Origin of the sequence: Micromonospora humidisoli (genome assembly GCF_016900955.1) — a bacterium.
In the GTDB taxonomy this organism is placed as follows: domain Bacteria; phylum Actinomycetota; class Actinomycetes; order Mycobacteriales; family Micromonosporaceae; genus Micromonospora; species Micromonospora wenchangensis.
In genome coordinates this window covers 45,228-61,889 of the sequence record NZ_JAFEUO010000014.1, presented here as the reverse complement: position 1 = coordinate 61,889, position 16,662 = coordinate 45,228, and the positions used below count along the sequence as shown (strand labels likewise).

The following is a 16,662-nucleotide window of genomic DNA, read 5'->3' as shown; positions in this document are numbered from 1 at the left end:
GGTGGGGACCGTCGCGAGGGTGGCTTCTCCGGTGAGCGTCGTGAGGGTGGTTTCCGGTCGGGTCCGCGTGACGGTGACTCCCGTCCCGGTGGTTTCCGCCGCGACGGTGACTCCCGCGAAGGCGGCTTCCGTGGCGGTGACCGCCGTGAGGGTGGTTTCCGCGGCGGTGACTCCCGCGAGGGTGGTTTCCGAGGTGGGGACCGTCGCGAGGGTGGCTTCTCCGGTGAGCGTCGTGAGGGTGGTTTCCGGTCGGGTCCGCGTGACGGTGACTCCCGTCCCGGTGGTTTCCGCCGCGACGGTGACTCCCGCGAAGGCGGCTTCCGTGGCGGTGACTCCCGCGAGGGTGGTTTCCGTGGCGGCGACCGTCGGCCCGGTGGCTTCGGCGGTGACCGTCGTGAGGGCGGTTTCCGTGGGGGCGACTCCCGTGAGGGTGGTTTCCGTGGTGGCGATCGTCGTGAGGGTGGTTTCCGTGGCGGTGACTCCCGTGAGGGTGGTTTCCGGGGTGGGGACCGTCGCGAGGGTGGCTTCTCCGGTGAGCGTCGTGAGGGTGGTTTCCGGTCGGGTCCGCGTGACGGTGACTCCCGTCCCGGTGGTTTCCGCCGCGACGGTGACTCCCGCGAAGGCGGCTTCCGTGGCGGTGACCGCCGCGAGGGCGGTTTCCGCGGCGACGACTCGCGCGGCGGTGACCGTCGTGAGGGCGGCTTCCGGGGTGGCGAGCGCGGCGGCCACGACCGGCCGCGCCGGGACGACCAGCGGGACGACCGCCGCCGGGAGGGCGGGTTCGGCCCCGACCGGGAGCGTCGGGACGAGACCGACGGCCGGGCGGTCGCGCCGGTGCTGCCGGACGAGATCTCCGCGAGTGACCTCGACACGGCGGTCCGTGCTGAGCTGCTGTCGCTGAACAAGCCGGTGGCGGAGACCGTTGCCCGACACCTGGTCGCCACCGGTCAGCTGATCGACGAGGACCCGGCGGAGGCGTTGGCCCACGCGATGGCCGCCCGGCGGCTCGCCGCCCGGATCTCCGCCGTACGTGAGGCGGTCGGCCTGGCCGCGTACCACGCGGGGGAGTGGCAGACGGCGATCGCCGAGCTGCGCACGTACCACCGGATGACCGGGTTGCAGAGCCACCTGGCGGTGCTGGCCGACTGCGAGCGGGCGCTGGGGCGTCCGGAGCGGGCGATCGACCTGTTCCGGGGGGCCGACAACGACAAGCTCGACAAGGCCGTCGCGGTCGAACTGCTGATCGTCGCCGCGGGTGCCCGGGGTGACCTGGGGCAGAAGGACGCGGCGGTGGCGATGCTCCAGGTGCCGGAGCTGACCACCGACGTGGCCGAGCCGTGGACCGCGCGGCTGCGGTACGCGTACGCCGACGCGCTGCTCGCGGTGGACCGCCGTGAGGAGGCTCGGGAGTGGTTCTCGCGGGCCGCCGATGTGGATGCCGACGGCGAGACCGACGCGCCGGAACGGCTGCTGGAACTCGACGGCGTGGTGATCGAGGGCGACGACGAGGACGACGAGCCGGTCGAGGAGCCCGTTGCCGCAGGGGACGCCGACGGCACGCTGCCGGCCGACCCGGACGCCGGGGCCCGGCGGACCGCCGACGACCGTGACGAGGACGACGACTTCGACGACGAAGACGACGTCGACGACGAGGCTCGCGACAGCCACGACGACCGTGCCGAGGACGAGGGTGCCGAGCTGACTCGGCCGGACGCTGCCGAGGCCGGACGGGACGCTCCCGACGCCGCCGAGGACGCCGCCGGTGCCGAGGACGTGACGGCCACGGGTGGGGTGCGGCCGGTCGACGGACCGGCGGCGGAGGCGGACCAGCGATGACCGCAGTCGCCGGGGACCGGCTGATCGACGGGTACGCCCTGGTCGTCTTCGACCTCGACGGAGTGATCTACCTGATCGACCGGCCGATCCCCGGCGCGGTCGAGGCCCTCGGCGCGCTACGGGCCGAGGGCCGGTCGGTGGCGTTCGCCACGAACAACGCCTCGCGGCGTTCCAGCGAGGTCGCCGAGCTGCTCACCGGCATCGGCGTACCGGCTGATCCGGCGGAGGTGCTCACCTCGGCCGCCGCCTCCGCGGAGCTGTTGCGGGACCGGCTGCCGGCCGGCGCGGCGGTGCTCGTCGTCGGTGCCGAGGCGCTGCGCGCCGAGATCAGCGCCGTCGGGCTCACCCCCGTCGACCGCGCCGACGCCGCGCCGGTCGCCGTCGTGCAGGGGTACGGCCCGCAGGTGGGCTGGGTGGACCTGGCCGAGGCGTCGGTGGCGATCCGGGCCGGGGCGATCTGGGTGGCCACCAACACGGACCGGACGCTGCCGAGCGGGCGGGGCCCGCTGCCCGGCAACGGGTCGCTGGTGGCGGCCCTGCGGCACGCCCTGGACCGGGCACCCGACGTGGTCGTCGGCAAGCCCGAGCCGGCGCTGTTCACCACGGCCGCCTGGCGTGCCGGCACCGGCCGGACACTGGTGGTCGGTGACCGGCTGGACACCGACATCGAGGGCGCCCGCCGGGCCGGGCTGGACAGCCTGCTGGTGCTCACCGGCGTCAGCGACGTACCCGAGCTGTTGGGTGCCCCCGAGCAGCGGCGGCCGACCCACGTGGCGGCCGACCTGGCCGGGCTCTTCGATCCGACGGCGGTGGTCCGGGTCCCCGGTGCCCCGCAGGCCGGTGGATGGTCGGCGGTGGCGGTGGACGGTGCGGTGGAGCTGAGCGGTGCCGGCCGGCCGCTGGACGCGCTGGCCGTGCTGTGTGCGGTCGCGTGGGAGGCGGGTACCGGGGCGGACGTCCGCCCGGCCTCGCCGGAGGCGGAGCAGGCGCTGGCCGGGTTCGGCCTGGCCACCTGACGGCACGCCACCTGACGGCACGCCACCTGACGGTGGAAGGGCCGGCACCGGGCAGCGGTGCCGGCCCTGTCGTCGTCGCGTCGTCGCTCAGAGCAGCTTGCGCAGTTTCAGCAGGTCGAACGGGCTGGCCTTGATGGAGACCCGGCGGGCGGCGACCGCCTTGGTGACGTCGAGCTGGCCGCGCACCAGGGCGACGAGGTCGTCGCTGGAGGTGACCAGGGCGATCTTCGCTTTCGGGTCGTCGCCGTCGGCGAGATCGACCAGCCGGCCGCCTTCGATCCGGCCGTGGAATGCTGTCTCCAGATCGGTGATCCGGCAGGCCAGGGTCCGGTCCAGATCGATCTTGCTGGACGCTTCGGCGTGCCGGTCCAACCGGTCGGCAAGATCCCGCAGGGCCTGTCGGCACTCGTCCACGCTTGCCACATCGTCTCCTTCGTACCCGCCACGCCGTTTTCCGGCACCGTACCGCAAGGGACGCCTCGGGGCGCCCGGTAGCGTGAGGGCCGCACACTGCCCCCGCGGAAGGACTTGAGTCATGCAGGACGCGTGGCGCGCCTACCTGGAGCTGGCCCTGGGCCTGACGGAGGCGCCCCGGAAGAGGGCACAGGACGCCGCCCGGCGGCTGGCCGGGACGGGCGGTGCGACCGCCGTCCAGTTGCAGGCGCTCGCCGAGGAACTGTTCGCCACCGGCGTGGCGAACCGGGAGGCGTTGACCAAGCTGGTCCGGTTCGAGGTCGACCGGGCGCTCGGCGCGGTGGGGCTGGCGACGGCCGACGAGGTCGCCGAGCTGACCCGTCGGGTGCACGACCTGGAACGGCAGCTCCGTGAGGCGAAGGGTGCCCCGGGCGGGCTGCCGGCCGGTGACGCCGCACCCGACACGACCGTACCGCGCAGTGGCGGCGCGGCGACCCGGCCGGCCCCCGCAACGGAGGCCGACGCGGCGGCGGCCGGTACCGCCCGACCGCCGACCGGGACGGTGGCCAAGAAGACCGTCGCGAAGAAGACCGTAGCGAAGAAGGCGGTGACCCCGACGACGGTGGCGACGACGGCCCCGAAGGCCGTGGCGAAGAAGGCCGTCGCGAAGAAGGCGGTGGCGAAGAGGGCCGGGTCGACGGCGGACGCGGCCCCGCCGGCAGCCGGGTCGACCGGACCCGGCGGGGATGCTGCCCGCCCCGGGAAGGTGACCCCCGGCCACGACGGCTCCGGTGGTGCCGGGTGAGCCGTCCCCCGGGGAGCCGGTCGTGACCACCCCGTTCCGCCCCGGTCCACCGCCTGCCGGCCGCCCCGGCCCGTTCCCCGCCGGGACACCCGGCCCGCCCGTCGGCCGTCCCGGCCCGTCGGGGGTCGGGACACCCGGTCCGTCGCCGGTCGGTCGGCCCGGTCCGCCGCCGCACCTGGGCCGGCCCGGTCCGCCGCCGGTCGGCGGGCGCGACGACGAGGTCGACGACGCCCGGCATCCTGCCGTCGACGCCGCCGTGCGGGCGATGGCCAACGCCGAGGGCCTGTCCCCGGCCGACCAGATCGCCCAGTACGAGGCGGCGTACCAGACGTTGCGGGAAACCCTCGCCACCATCGACCAGACCTGACCGGAGAGAACCACCCCCATGGCACGTCGTACCCGGCTCGACGCCGAACTCGTCCGTCGCGGCCTGGCCCGGTCCCGGGAGCAGGCCGGCGCGTTGATCGAGGCGGGTCGGGTCCAGTTGCGCGGGGTGCCCGCGCGTAAGGCCGCCGCGATGGTCGACCCGGCCGATCCGCTGCTGGTGACCGGGGCGGACCCGACCGACGAGTACGTCTCCCGGGGTGGGCACAAGCTGGCCGGCGCACTGGCCGCGTTCGGTCCCGGTGGGCTGCGGGTGGCGGGCCGGCGGTGCCTGGACGCCGGGGCGTCGACCGGGGGGTTCACCGACGTGCTGTTGCGCGCCGACGCGGCCGAGGTGGTCGCGGTGGACGTCGGCTACGGGCAGCTCGCCTGGTCGTTGCGGACCGACGGTCGGGTGCGGGCGATGGACCGCACGAACGTGCGGACGCTCACCCCGGAGGTGATCGGTGGGGAGGTCGACCTGACGGTGGCGGACCTGTCGTTCATCTCGCTGCGGTTGGTGCTGCCCGCCCTGGCGGGTTGCACCAGGGGCGACGGTGACCTGGCGCTGATGGTGAAGCCGCAGTTCGAGGTGGGCAGGGAGCGGGTCGGCGCGGGTGGGGTGGTGCGTGATCCGGCGCTGCGGGCCGAGGCGGTGCTGGCGGTGGCGGCGAGCGCGGCCGGGCTCGGGCTCGGGTTGGCGGACGTCGCGGCCAGTCCGCTGCCCGGTCCGAGTGGCAACGTGGAGTTCTTCGTATGGTTGCGCCGGGACGCGCCGCCGGCCGATCCCGGTCGGGTGCGTGCCGTGGTGGACGCCGGGCCGAACGGCCCCGGGCCGGACCCGGTGTCGGGGAAGGTGGCAGGGTGAGCGTGGTGGGTGGTGTCGGTACGACGCCCCGCGAGGGTGGACGGGAGGCGGGTCCGGTGGACCTCGACGAGGGTGGGGCTGGCCGGGTGCGGGGCGGACGGTGGCACCGGTGAGCCGCACGGCCCTGCTGGTGACGCACACCGGGCGGCGGCGGAGCACCGAGCACGCGCGGGCGGTCGCCGCCGACCTGATCGCGGCCGGTTTCGAGGTGCGGGTGGTGGCCGAGGAGGCCGATGATCTCGACCTGCCCGGGGTGGTGCCGGTGGACGGTCTCCAGGCGGCCGAGGGTGCCGAGATCGTCTTCGCGCTCGGCGGGGACGGCACGTTCCTGCGCGCGGCGGAGCTGGCCCGGCCGGCGAAGGTGCCGCTGCTCGGGATCAACCTGGGCAAGGTGGGTTTCCTGGCCGAGGCCGAGATCGACGATCTCGACACGGCGGTGCGGGACGTGGTGGGGCGCAACTACACGGTGGACGAACGGCTCACCCTCGACGTCACCGCCGAGTTCGACGGTGGCCCGACGATCGAGTCGTGGGCGCTCAACGAGATCAGCGTCGAGAAGGGCGAACGTGCCCAGATGCTGGAGTTGCTCGTCGACGTGGACGGTCGTCCGCTGTCCCGGTACGGCTGCGACGGTGTGGTGTGCGCCACGCCGACCGGTTCGACGGCGTACGCGTTCTCCGGTGGGGGGCCGGTGGTCTGGCCGGAGGTGGAGGCGTTGCTGCTGGTGCCGATCAGCGCGCACGCGCTGTTCAGCCGGCCGCTGGTGACCGCGCCGACGTCCACGTTCGTCATCACGGTCGATCCGTTCACCACGCTGGCGGTGCTGTGTTGTGACGGTCGTCGGGTCTACGACCTGCCGCCGGGGGCGACGGTGACGGTGCGTCGGGGTGCGTTGCCGGTCCGGGTGGTGCGGTTGCGGGACCGGCCGTTCACCGACCGGCTGGTGGCGAAGTTCGATCTGCCGGTGCAGGGTTGGCGCGGTAGCCGCCGCTGATCGGGGCCGGCGCGGGTGTCCGTGGTCACCTGCGGGGCCGTCGACCAGCGGCGCTGTGCCGGTGGAGGATTTCCTGCCGGTGCGGTGCCCCGTGCCGGCTGGTCAACTGTCGCAGCACGCGTCTACTGTCGGGTGCTGTGCTGGAAGAGCTGCGGATCACCGGACTGGGCGTCATCGAGGACACCACCCTGCCGCTGGCCGGCGGGATGAACGTCATCACCGGTGAGACCGGTGCCGGCAAGACGATGGTGGTGACCGGTCTCGGCCTGCTGTTCGGCGGGCGGGCCGACGCGGGTCGGGTGCGGGCCGCGCCGGGGCGGGCGACGGTCGAGGGGCGGTTGCGGCTCGACGGCCGGGTAGCCGACGTGGTGCACGCCCGGATCGTGGACGCCGGTGGCGGGCCCGACGACGACGGCTCGCTGCTGATGAGCCGGACGGTGACGGTGGAGGGCCGGTCCCGGGCGCACCTGGGTGGCCGCAGCATGCCGGTGTCGATGCTCGGCGAGGTCGGCGAGCAGGTGGTGGCGGTGCACGGCCAGTCCGACCAGCTGCGGCTGCTGCGGCCGGCCGAGCAGCGGGCCGCCCTGGACCGGTTCGCCGGGCCGGGGCACGAGAAGCTGGTCGACGCGTTGCGGGAGGCGTACGGGCGGTGGCGGCAGGTGGTCGACGATCTGGCCGACCGGCGCAGCAACGCCCGGGCCCGGCACCAGGAGGCCGATCTGCTGCGGCTGGGGCTGGACGAGATCACCCGGGTCGATCCGCAGCCGGGTGAGGACGACGAGTTGAAGGCCGAGGTGCAGCGGCTGGAGCATGCCGAGGGGTTGCGGACGGCGGCGCAGCTGGCGCACGTGTGTGTGGCCGGCGGGGTGGAGGCGGCCGACGACACGCCGGATGCGACGGCGTTGCTCGGTACGGCCCGGCGCACCCTGGAGGCGCAGGCCGGCACCGATCCGGCGCTGGGTGAGTTGGCCGGCCGGCTGGAGGAGGCGGCGACCCTGGTGGCGGACGTGTCGGCGGAGTTGTCGGCGTACCTGGCGGCGTTGGACGCCGACCCGGCCCGGTTGCAGACGATCTACGAGCGGCGGGCCGCGTTGCGGGCGTTGACCCGTAAGTACGCCGACGACGTCGACGGGGTGATCGCGTGGGCGCAGCGGGCCCGGACCCGGTTGTCCGACCTGGACACCTCCGACGAGCTGCTCGACGAGCTGGACCGGGAGGCGCAGCGCCTGGCCGGTGAGGTGGCCGAGCTGGCCGGGAGGTTGTCGGCGTCCCGGCAGGAGGCGGCGGTGCGGTTCGCCGAGCAGGTCACGGTGGAGCTGGCGGGGCTGGCCATGCCGCACGCCCGGATCGAGGTGGCGGTGCTGCCCCGGCCGGCCGGCCGGTCCGAGCCCACCCTCGCGGTCAACGGGGTGGAGTGCGGGGTCGGTCCGGACGGTGCCGACGAGGTGGAGTTGCGGTTGCTGGCGCATCCGGGTGCGCCGTCGTTGCCGTTGCAGCGGGGTGCCTCCGGGGGTGAGTTGTCCCGGGTGATGCTCGCCATCGAGGTGGTGTTCGCCGGTTCGGGGGGGCCGCCGACGCTGGTGTTCGACGAGGTCGATGCGGGTGTGGGTGGGCAGGCGGCGGTGGAGATCGGTAGGCGGTTGGCCCGGTTGGCGCGCAGTCACCAGGTGCTGGTGGTGACGCACCTGCCGCAGGTTGCGGCGTTCGCCGACCGGCACCTGGTGGTGGCGAAGGACACCGGGGGCGCGGTGACGACCAGTGGGGTGCGGGTGGTGGAGGACACCGAGCGGGCCCGGGAGCTGGCCCGGATGCTCGCGGGTTTGCCGGATTCGGATCTGGGTATCGCGCATGCCGAGGAGCTGCTGGCCGTTGCGGCGAAGGAAAGGCGGCCCTGAGGGCAACGATTGTGAGCGGAGGCACACCAGCCTGCGCTCTGGTGTGCTTCCCTGGGTAGGCGGCCCTGCTCAGGCATGTCGCGACGGAAATGCCTGCCTCCCATGCCAGGATGGTCACGATGCGTCTACCCACGTTGCGCCGGGCCCGGAACGCGGAACCGGACTCAGTTCTCGGCACCGCACGTCTGGATCGCCGTACCAAGCGGCTGGTCGGCCGGCTCCGCCCCGGCGACATCGCGGTGATCGACCATGTCGACCTGGACCGGGTGGCGGCCGATTCGCTGGTCGCGGTCGGTGTCGCGGCGGTGCTCAACGCCAAGCCGTCGGTGTCGGGAAGGTATCCCAACCTGGGGCCGGAGGTGTTGATCGGTGCCGGCATCCTGCTGCTGGACGACCTCGGTGAGGGGGTGTTCGAGCGGATCCGGGAGGGTGACACCGTCCGGATCGAGGGCAACACAGTCTTCCTGGGCGACGAGCCGGTCGCGCATGGTGACCTCCAGGATGCCGAGACGGTCGCCAAGGCGATGTCCGATGCCCGGGAGGGCCTGTCGGTGCAGTTGGAGGCGTTCGCCGCCAACACGATGGACTACCTGCGCCAGGAGCGGGACCTGCTGCTCGACGGGGTGGGTGTGCCGGACATCGAGACGCCGGTGCAGGGGCGGCACTGCCTGATCGTGGTCCGGGGTTACGACTACAAGGCCGACCTGGACGTGCTGCGCCCGTACATCAGGGAGTTCAAGCCGGTGCTGATCGGCGTGGACGGCGGGGCGGACGCCCTGGTCGAGGCGGGGTACACCCCCGACATGATCATCGGGGACATGGATTCGGTCACCGACGACGTGCTGCGCTGCGGCGCCGAGGTGATCGTGCACGCCTACCCGGACGGCCGGGCGCCGGGTCTGGCCCGGGTCAACGGCCTCGGCGTGCCGGCGATCACCTTCCCGGCCGCCGCCACCAGCGAGGACCTGGCGATGCTGCTGGCCGACGAGAAGGGCGCCTCGCTGCTGGTCGCGGTCGGCACCCACGCCACGCTCGTGGAGTTCCTGGACAAGGGGCGCGGGGGGATGGCCTCGACGTTCCTCACCCGGTTGAAGGTCGGCGGGAAGCTGGTCGACGCCAAGGGGGTGAGCCGGCTCTACCGGCAGAGCATCTCCGGGTCGTCGCTGCTGCTGCTGGTCCTGTCGGCGATCGCCGCGATGGCGTCGGCCGTGGCGGTCTCCACCGTCGGCAAGGCGTATTTGGGTGTGGTCTCCGAGTGGTGGGACAATTTCGTGTTCCAGCTCGGCCAGCTCTTCTAGCTCCCGACCGATCAAGAGGCTGCAAGCGTGATCAACTTCCGGTACCACGTGGTGTCCCTGACCGCGGTCTTCCTGGCGTTGGCGATCGGCCTGGTGGTCGGCACGGCCGCCCTCAACGGGCCGGTCGCCGACTCGCTCAAGGAGACCGTCAACTCGCTGCGCAAGGACAACCAGCAGATGCGGCAGTCGGTCAACAGCCTCCAGAAGGAACTGGACATGGAGGAGGATTTCGCCGCCGAGATGGCGCAGATCATCCTCCCGGGGAAGTTGACCGGCAAGCGGGTCATGGTGCTCAGCCTGCCCACCGGGCGGGAGCACACCGAGGGCGTGCTGAAGATGCTCCAGACCGCCGGGGCCACCGTGACCGGCCGGGTCGACATCCAGGACAAGTTCGTCAACCCGGACAACAACACCAGCCTGATGGAGTTGGCCGTCACCGCCGCCCGGCCCACCGCCCCCGCCTCGGCGCTGCCCGGCAACGGCAACGGCGTGGAGACCTCCAGCGCCCTGCTGGCCAGCGTCCTGCTCGACCGGCCGCAGGGCACCCCCGCGGTGACCGACGCCGACCGGCGGGCGGTGCTGGCCGCGTACGTCAACGCCGGCTACCTGACCAGCGAGGAGAAGGTCACCGGCCCGGCCGAGGCGGTGGTGGTGGTCAGCGGGCAGCCGTACGTCGACAAGGACTCGGCGAAGAAGGACGAGTCGGTGGTGAAGATCGCCGAGCAGTTCGACCGGACCGGCGCGATCGTCGTCGGCGGCAACGGGTCCGCCGGCGGCAACCTGGTGGCCGTGGTCCGGGGCGACCCGGTGCTCGCCCAGACCATCTCCACCGTCGACAACGCCAACACGGTGCAGGGGCAGCTGGTCACCAGCCTGGCCCTGGTGCAACAGCTCACCGAGAAGCGCACCGGTCAGTACGGCGTCGGCGACAACGCCACGCTGGTGCCTAGACTGCCCCAGTGAACGAACCACGTACCCCGGTGACCGGTTACCACCCGCCCGTACCGTCCGGCGGTGCCGTATGAGCGGGATCGGGCGGCTGCTCGCCGCCGCCGCCGGTGCCGCCGCCGCCCGGTACGCGCTGCGGGAGGCCCGTACCTCCCCGGCGGGGCCGGCGCTGGAGCGGACCAACTTCCGGGGCCGTACGGTCAGCCTCGCCGCCGGGCCGGCGCTGGCCGTCGGGGCGTCCGGGGCGGGGGCGCTCGGCGCGGCCAGCGTCCCGGCCGGCGCGGCGGTGCTCGTCGCCGGCCTCGGCGCGGGCGCCGTCGGCCTCTACGACGACGTGGTCGGCGCCCGCCCGGAGCAGAAGGCCGCCAAGGGCTTCGCCGGTCACCTCGCCGCCCTGCGGGCCGGTCGGGTCACCGCCGGCATGGTCAAGGTGGCCGGGGTGGGTGCGGCCGGGCTCGCCGCGGCCGTACTGCTCGCCGCCGACCCGAAGGTCGCCGCGCACCCCCGCCGGCAGCGCCACGGCGCACTCGGCCGTACCGCCGACGTGCTGCTCGGCGCGGGGGTGGTCGCCGGTACCGCCAACCTGCTCAACCTGCTCGACCTGCGCCCCGGCCGGGCGTTGAAGTCGGGGGTGCTGCTCGGTGTGCCGCTGGCCGGCGGCCCGCACGCCGGTATCGCCGCCGGTGCGGTCGGTGCCGCCGCCGGGCTGCTCGACGAGGACCTCGGTGAGCGGGTGATGATCGGCGACAGCGGGGCCAACGCACTCGGCGCGCTGCTCGGGGTGGCCCTGGCCGCCCGCACCGGCCCGCTCGGCCGGGCCGGTCTGCTCGCGGTCCTCGCGGGTCTCACCGCGGCCAGCGAGAAGGTCAGCTTCACGGCGGTCATCCAGCGCACCCCGGTGCTGCGGGAACTCGACGCGCTGGGCCGGCGATCCGACTGACGTGACCAGACCGGCCCCCCTCGCCGGCACCGGTCGGGTGGCCGGCGCCGCCGCCCTGATCGCCGTGCTCACCGTCCTGGCCCGGCTCGCCGGGTTCGGCCGGACCGCCGTGTTCACCTGGGTCGTCGAACGCAGCGACCTCGGCGGCATGTACGTCCTCGCGAACACCGTTCCGAACATCATCTTCGAGATCGTGGCCGGTGGGGCGTTGGCCAGTCTGGTCGTACCGCTGCTGGCCGGGTCGGTCGCGGCCGGTGACCGGCGGGCGGTGGCCGCGACCACCGGGGCGTTGCTGACCTGGACGGTGACCCTGCTGGTGCCGCTGGCGGCGCTGGTGGCGCTCTTCGCCGACCCGGTCATGGCGGCGATCTCCGACGGGCGGTCCCCGGCGGAGGTGGCCGCCGGGGCGCGGATGCTGCGGGTGTTCGCCCCGCAACTGCCGCTCTACGGCATCGGCGTCGTGCTCACCGGGGTGCTCCAGGCGCACCGCCGGTTCGCCTGGCCGGTCGTCGCGCCGCTGCTGTCCAGCCTCACCGTCGTGGTGGTCTACCTCGTCTTCGGCGTCACCCAGGGGCGGGACGCGAGCATCGCGCAGGTGAGCCGGGGTGGTGAGCTGATCCTCTCCGGCGGCACCACCCTCGGGGTGGTGGTGCTGTCGCTGTCGCTGCTGGTCCCGCTGCGCCGCCTCGGGCTGACCTGGCGGCCCGGCTACACGTTCCCCGCCGACGCGCGGGCCCGCGTCGGTGGGCTCGCCGTCGCCGGGGCGGTCACCGTCACCGCCCAGCAACTCGCCCTGGTGGTCATCCTCAACCGGGTCTCCGGCGGCCCGACCGGCTCCCCGCAGGTGTACAACCTCGCCCAGACCGTCTACCTGCTGCCCTGGGCGGTGCTCGCGGTGCCGCTGGCGGTCGCCGCGTACCCGGGTCTGTCGGCCGCCGCCGCGACCGGCGACGACGACGGCTACCGCGCCACCGTCGCCTCGACCACCCGGGGGGTGCTGCTGTTCGGCTTCCTCGGCGCGGCGGCGCTGATCGGCACCGCCGAACCGGTCGGCCGGTTCTTCCCGCTCGGCGCGGAGCCGACCGCCGCCGCGATCGCCGGGTTCGCCCCCGGCCTGGTCGGCTACGGGCTGTTCGCGGTGCTCTCGCGGGCCCTCTACGCCCGGGGTGCCACCCGGGCCGCCACCGCCGCCATCACCACCGGCTGGCTGGTGGTGCCGCTGGTCGCGCTGCCGCTCGCCGCGCTGCTGCCGCGCGCCGACCGGGTGCTCGCCGTCACCCTCGCCAACTCCGTCGGCATGCTGCTGCTCGGGGCGCTGCTGGTCGTCGCGGTACGCCGCAGCGCCGGGCCGGCGGCGCTGGCCGGGGCCGGCCGGGCCGCCACCGCCGGCCTGTTGGCGGCGCTGGTCGCCGCCCCGGCCGGAGGGATCACCGCCCGGCTAGCCGCTGGCGGCGGCACCCCGACGACAGCCGGGGCACTCGTGCAGGGCATGCTGTCCGGGGCCGTGGTCGGCGCGCTGTTCCTCGCCGTCGCCTGGCTGGTGGACCGGCGGGACGTCGGGCCGCTGCTCACCGGCGTACGGCGTCGGCTGGGCGGCCGGCGACCGGCGGGTGACCCGCAGGACGGCGTTGCGCGCGACGCCGGTGACGGGAAGGAGACCCTCTCCCCATGACCGACGCGACGTCCGCCCCTGACACCCGGGGCACGGTGGTGCTGCTGCTCGCCTCCAGCACCGGCGGGGTGGGCCAGCACGTCCGGTCGGTGGCGCGCGGGCTCGTCGAGGCCGGCCAGCCGGTGCTGGTCTGCGGTCCGGCCGCCACCGCCGAACAGTTCGACTTCACCGCCACCGGGGCCCGCTTCACCCCGGTGGAGATCTCGGCCAACCCGACACCCGCCGACGCGCGGGCGGTCACCGCGCTGCGCCGGGCGCTGGCCGGTGAGCCCGTGCGGGTGGTGCACGCCCACGGGCTGCGTGCCGGGCTGGTCGCCGCGCTCGCCCGGCCCGCAGCGCCGCTCGTGGTCACCTGGCACAACGCGGTGCTCGCCGGCGGGCTGCGCGGGCGGCTGTCCCGGCTCGCCGAACGGATCGTCGCCCGCTCCGCCCGGGTCGCCCTGGGTGCCTCCACCGACCTGGTGCAGCGGGCCGCCGCGCTGGGCGCCACCGACGCCCGGCTCGCCCCGGTCGCCGCCCCGGCCCTGCCCGCCCCGCGTCGGCGTCGCGCCGCCGTACGCGCCGAGTTCGGTGTCGCCGCCGGGCAGCCGCTGGTGCTCTCCGTCGGCCGGCTGCACCCGCAGAAACGCTACGACGTGCTCGTCGACGCCGCCGCCCGGTGGCGTACCCGCACCCCGCCGCCGGTGGTGGTGATCGCCGGCAGTGGCCCCGCCTACCTGCCGTTGGCCGCCCGGATCTCCGCCGAGCGTGCCCCGGTGACGCTGCTCGGGCACCGTACCGACGTGGCGGACCTGCTCGCCGGGGCCGACCTGGCGGTGGTGACCAGCGACTGGGAGGCCCGGCAACTGTTCGCCCAGGAGGCGCTGCGGGCCGGCGTACCGCTGGTGGCGACCGCCGTCGGTGGGCTGCCCGAACTGGTCGGCGACGGCGCGTCGCTGGTCCCGCCCGGCGACGTCGACGCGGTCGACGCGGCCGTCCGGTCGCTGCTGGACGACCCGAGCCTGCGCGCCGACCTGGCGAAGCGGGGTGCCACCCGGGCGGCCAGCTGGCCCACCGAGGCCGACACGGTCGCCGCGCTGCGGGCCCTCTACACGGAGCTGGACGCCGACCCGGCCGGCCGCGCCGGGGCGTCCGCCCCCGGCACCGACACCCCCTCGACGGGACGCGCCTGATGCTGCGCCGATTCACCCCGGTCCTGCTCACCCTGGTCGTGGTGGCGCTCGGGGTCACCGCCCTGGCCGCCCGCCCCGACAGCAGCCCACCCCGGCGCACCGCCGACTACGTGGTGCTGGCCGGGGTGGCGGGGCTGCGCTGGTCCGACGTCGACCCGCAGAGCACCCCGACGCTGTGGCGGATGGCGCAGCAGGGTTCCATCGGGTCGCTGTCGACCCGCTCCGCGCACCGCCCGACCTGCCCGGTGGACGGCTGGCTCACCCTCGGCGCGGGCAGCTACGCCGGCTGGAACGGCAGCCGTCAGCCGGGCGGGTGCCCACCGGCGGCGGTGACGGTGGAGCAACCCGACGGGATCGGCGCCAACCTGCCCGACCAGGAACGGGTGGTCGCCTACAACGCCGACCGGCAGCCCTGGGGCACGGTGCCCGGTTCGTTGTCGGAGTCGGTGCGCTGCTCGGTGGCGGTCGGCCCCGGTGCCGCCGTCGCCGCCGCCCGCCCCTTCGGCCGGGTCGACAGGTACGCCCCGGCGTTGCCGGCCGACCCGTCCGGGCTGCTCGGCTCGTGCGTGCTGAGCATCGTCGACCTGGGCACGGTCAGCGGCACCGACCCGGCCGACCGACGGGCCGACGCCCGACGGGCCGACGAGGCGTTGGCGAAGGTGCTGGCGGCCCGGCCGCCGCGGTCCCTGGTGCTGGTCGCCGGGGTGTCCGACACGGAGGCGCCGGCCCGGCTGCACGTGGTCGTCGCCGACGGCCCGGGGTGGGAGCACGGTTGGCTCACCTCCGCCAGCACCGGCCGGGAGGGTTACCTGCAACTGGTCGACCTCGCGCCCACGGCGTTGACGGCGCTGGGCCGGCCGATGCCCGAACGGCTCTTCCTGGGCCGGCCGGCGGTGAAGGTCGACGGTCGCCCGGACGACCTGGCCGGTGCCATCGCCGCGCCGGCCGACGCCGACCGGGAGGCCGCCGCCCAGCGGGCCGTGGCCGGCTGGTTCTTCGGGCTGCTCGCCGCCGCCCAGATCGTTCTCGCCGTCGCGGTGCTGCCGCTGCTGCGCCGGGCCCGGCGGCTGGCCGGCCCGCACAGTCCGCCGCCGGTGTCGCCGCGGATCGTGGCGACCGTGGAGCTGCTGCTGATCGCCGTCGCGCTGGCGGTGCCCGCGGCCCTGCTCGCCGATGCGGTGCCGTGGTGGCGGGGTGGGCATGCCGGCGTCTACTTCGCCGTGGTGACCGTCGCGTTGATCGTCGGTGCGACGGCCCTGGTCCGGTTCACCCCCGGCCACGACCGCACCCTCGGCCCGCTCGGCGCGGTCGCCGGCCTGGCCACCCTGGTGGTCGGCGCGGACGTGCTCAGCGGTGCCCGGTTGCAGCTCAACGGGGTGGTCGGTTACTCGGCTCTGGAGGGGGGCCGGTTCTCCGGCCTCGGCACGGTGGGCCTGGGGGTGTTCCTCGCCGGTTCGCTGCTCAGCGCCGGGTGGCTGGCGCAGCGGGTCCGCCGGCAGTGGCGGCCGATGGTGGTGGTGGCGGTGGGTGGGCTGGCCGTGGTGGTGGTCGGCAGCCCCTACCTGGGGGCCGACTCGATCGGTGCGATCGCGTTGACCGCCGGGGTGGCGGTGGCCGCCGCGATCAGCACCGGCGGCTGGTTGACGGTCAGCCGGCTGGTCTGGGCGACCATGGCCGGGTTGGCGTTGACCATCGGGTTCGCGGTGGTGGACCTGCGTCGGCCGGTGGAGGAGCGGGGGGCGCTGGGCCGGTTCCTGACCGCCCTGGGCGAGGGCACCGGCGGGTTGACCGTGCACCGGGCCAGCACGGCGAACTTCCAGACCCTGGTGAACAGCCCGTTGACGGTGCTGGCGGTCGTCGGGGTGCTGCTGGTGTGGTTCGCGCTGCTGCAACCCTGGGGTGGGCTGATGCGGCTGTTCGGCATCTACCCGGCGATCCGGGCGGCGTTGGCCGGCACGGCGCTGGCCTCGGTGATCGCCGGTCTGCTCGGCGGTTCCGCGCTGGACGTGGCCGGGGCGGCCGGGGCGCTGGTGGTGCCGATGGCGGCGTTGGCCTCGCTGCGGGTGCTGGACCACTCCACCGACCGGACCCAGCCGGGCACCGGCCAACCGCGTCCGGACGGCCCCGGTGGTGGCCCGTCCGGCGGTGCCCCGACCGGCGGCCGACCCGACGACGACGGTGGGGCGGCCCGCCCCGGCGACGGCACCGGCACCACGGCGGTGCCCGACGGCGGCGGGACGACCGGTTCGGGCGACGACGACGGCGACGGCGGCCCGGCCGCCGGGACCCGGCCGGCAGGCCGTAGCGCGACCCGGGTGCCGGTGGCGCGGACCGCCGCGCCGGAGGTGTCGACCGGGACCGGGGCGACGGCCGGCCGGCCCGGCGTCGGGACCGGATAGCCCGAGGTCGGGTGCGACGCCGGGTGGCCCCGGGGGAGGTGT

Annotated in this window: 14 protein-coding genes and 1 pseudogene; 13 read left to right on the top strand and 2 right to left on the bottom strand. The window is 75.0% G+C overall.

Annotated elements, in window-relative coordinates:
• A pseudogene (locus JQN84_RS30525) lies at positions 1–729 on the bottom strand (hypothetical protein); the annotation flags it as partial.
• A 105-nt stretch (positions 730–834) separates the two neighbouring features.
• Between JQN84_RS30525 and JQN84_RS30520 the strand changes: the two are divergent.
• A complete protein-coding gene (locus tag JQN84_RS30520; protein WP_281898785.1) occupies positions 835–1,836 on the top strand; it encodes a Replicase polyprotein 1ab in 1,002 nt (333 codons plus the stop codon).
• Entirely contained in the window at positions 1,833–2,852 is a 1,020-nt protein-coding gene (locus JQN84_RS30515) for an HAD-IIA family hydrolase (RefSeq protein ID WP_204962043.1), read from the top strand. Before JQN84_RS30520 ends, JQN84_RS30515 begins: the two co-directional genes overlap by 4 nt.
• An 87-nt stretch (positions 2,853–2,939) precedes the next feature.
• On the opposite strand, the gene JQN84_RS30510 is transcribed toward JQN84_RS30515, so the two are convergent.
• Positions 2,940–3,275 carry an SCP2 sterol-binding domain-containing protein gene (locus JQN84_RS30510; RefSeq protein ID WP_204962042.1) on the bottom strand — a complete coding sequence of 112 codons (336 nt, stop codon included), beginning with the start codon at positions 3,273–3,275 and terminating at the stop codon, positions 2,940–2,942.
• Positions 3,276–3,387: 112 nt separating this feature from the next.
• On the opposite strand from JQN84_RS30510, the gene JQN84_RS30505 reads away from it, so the two are divergent.
• The 11 genes from JQN84_RS30505 to JQN84_RS30455 all read left to right on the top strand — a co-directional run bounded on the left by JQN84_RS30505 (position 3,388) and on the right by JQN84_RS30455 (position 16,620).
• Positions 3,388–4,071, top strand: coding sequence for a phasin family protein (locus JQN84_RS30505; RefSeq protein WP_239486498.1), 684 nt, complete (start codon positions 3,388–3,390; stop codon positions 4,069–4,071).
• 175 nt (positions 4,072–4,246) lie between these two features.
• Entirely contained in the window at positions 4,247–4,438 is a 192-nt protein-coding gene (locus JQN84_RS32470; protein ID WP_204962048.1) for a hypothetical protein, read from the top strand.
• Between the two features lie 18 nt (positions 4,439–4,456).
• Positions 4,457–5,302, top strand: coding sequence for a TlyA family RNA methyltransferase (locus JQN84_RS30495; RefSeq protein ID WP_204962041.1), 846 nt, complete (start codon positions 4,457–4,459; stop codon positions 5,300–5,302).
• A 109-nt stretch (positions 5,303–5,411) separates the two neighbouring features.
• The gene (locus tag JQN84_RS30490; protein ID WP_204962040.1) at positions 5,412–6,296 is read left to right on the top strand and encodes an NAD kinase; all 885 of its coding nucleotides are present in this window, start codon (positions 5,412–5,414) and stop codon (positions 6,294–6,296) included.
• Between the two features lie 137 nt (positions 6,297–6,433).
• Complete coding sequence (gene recN / locus JQN84_RS30485) at positions 6,434–8,191, top strand: DNA repair protein RecN (RefSeq protein WP_204962039.1); 1,758 nt, start codon at positions 6,434–6,436, stop codon at positions 8,189–8,191.
• A gap of 119 nt (positions 8,192–8,310) precedes the next feature.
• Positions 8,311–9,489, top strand: coding sequence for a putative cytokinetic ring protein SteA (gene steA / locus JQN84_RS30480; RefSeq protein WP_204962038.1), 1,179 nt, complete (start codon positions 8,311–8,313; stop codon positions 9,487–9,489).
• Between the two features lie 27 nt (positions 9,490–9,516).
• Entirely contained in the window at positions 9,517–10,452 is a 936-nt protein-coding gene (locus tag JQN84_RS30475; protein WP_204962037.1) for a copper transporter, read from the top strand.
• Positions 10,453–10,510: 58 nt separating this feature from the next.
• Entirely contained in the window at positions 10,511–11,377 is an 867-nt protein-coding gene (locus tag JQN84_RS30470; protein ID WP_204962036.1) for a hypothetical protein, read from the top strand.
• A 1-nt stretch (position 11,378) separates the two neighbouring features.
• On the top strand, positions 11,379–13,049 hold the full coding sequence (gene murJ, locus JQN84_RS30465) for a murein biosynthesis integral membrane protein MurJ (RefSeq protein WP_204962035.1): 1,671 nt from the start codon (positions 11,379–11,381) through the stop codon (positions 13,047–13,049).
• A complete protein-coding gene (locus JQN84_RS30460; protein ID WP_204962034.1) occupies positions 13,046–14,221 on the top strand; it encodes a glycosyltransferase family 4 protein in 1,176 nt (391 codons plus the stop codon). The genes murJ and JQN84_RS30460 overlap by 4 nt, the downstream gene beginning before the upstream one ends.
• Positions 14,221–16,620 (top strand): hypothetical protein, encoded by a 2,400-nt coding sequence (locus JQN84_RS30455; RefSeq protein ID WP_204962033.1) that lies wholly within the window; start codon positions 14,221–14,223, stop codon positions 16,618–16,620. The genes JQN84_RS30460 and JQN84_RS30455 overlap by 1 nt, the downstream gene beginning before the upstream one ends.
• Positions 16,621–16,662 lie beyond the last annotated feature (42 nt).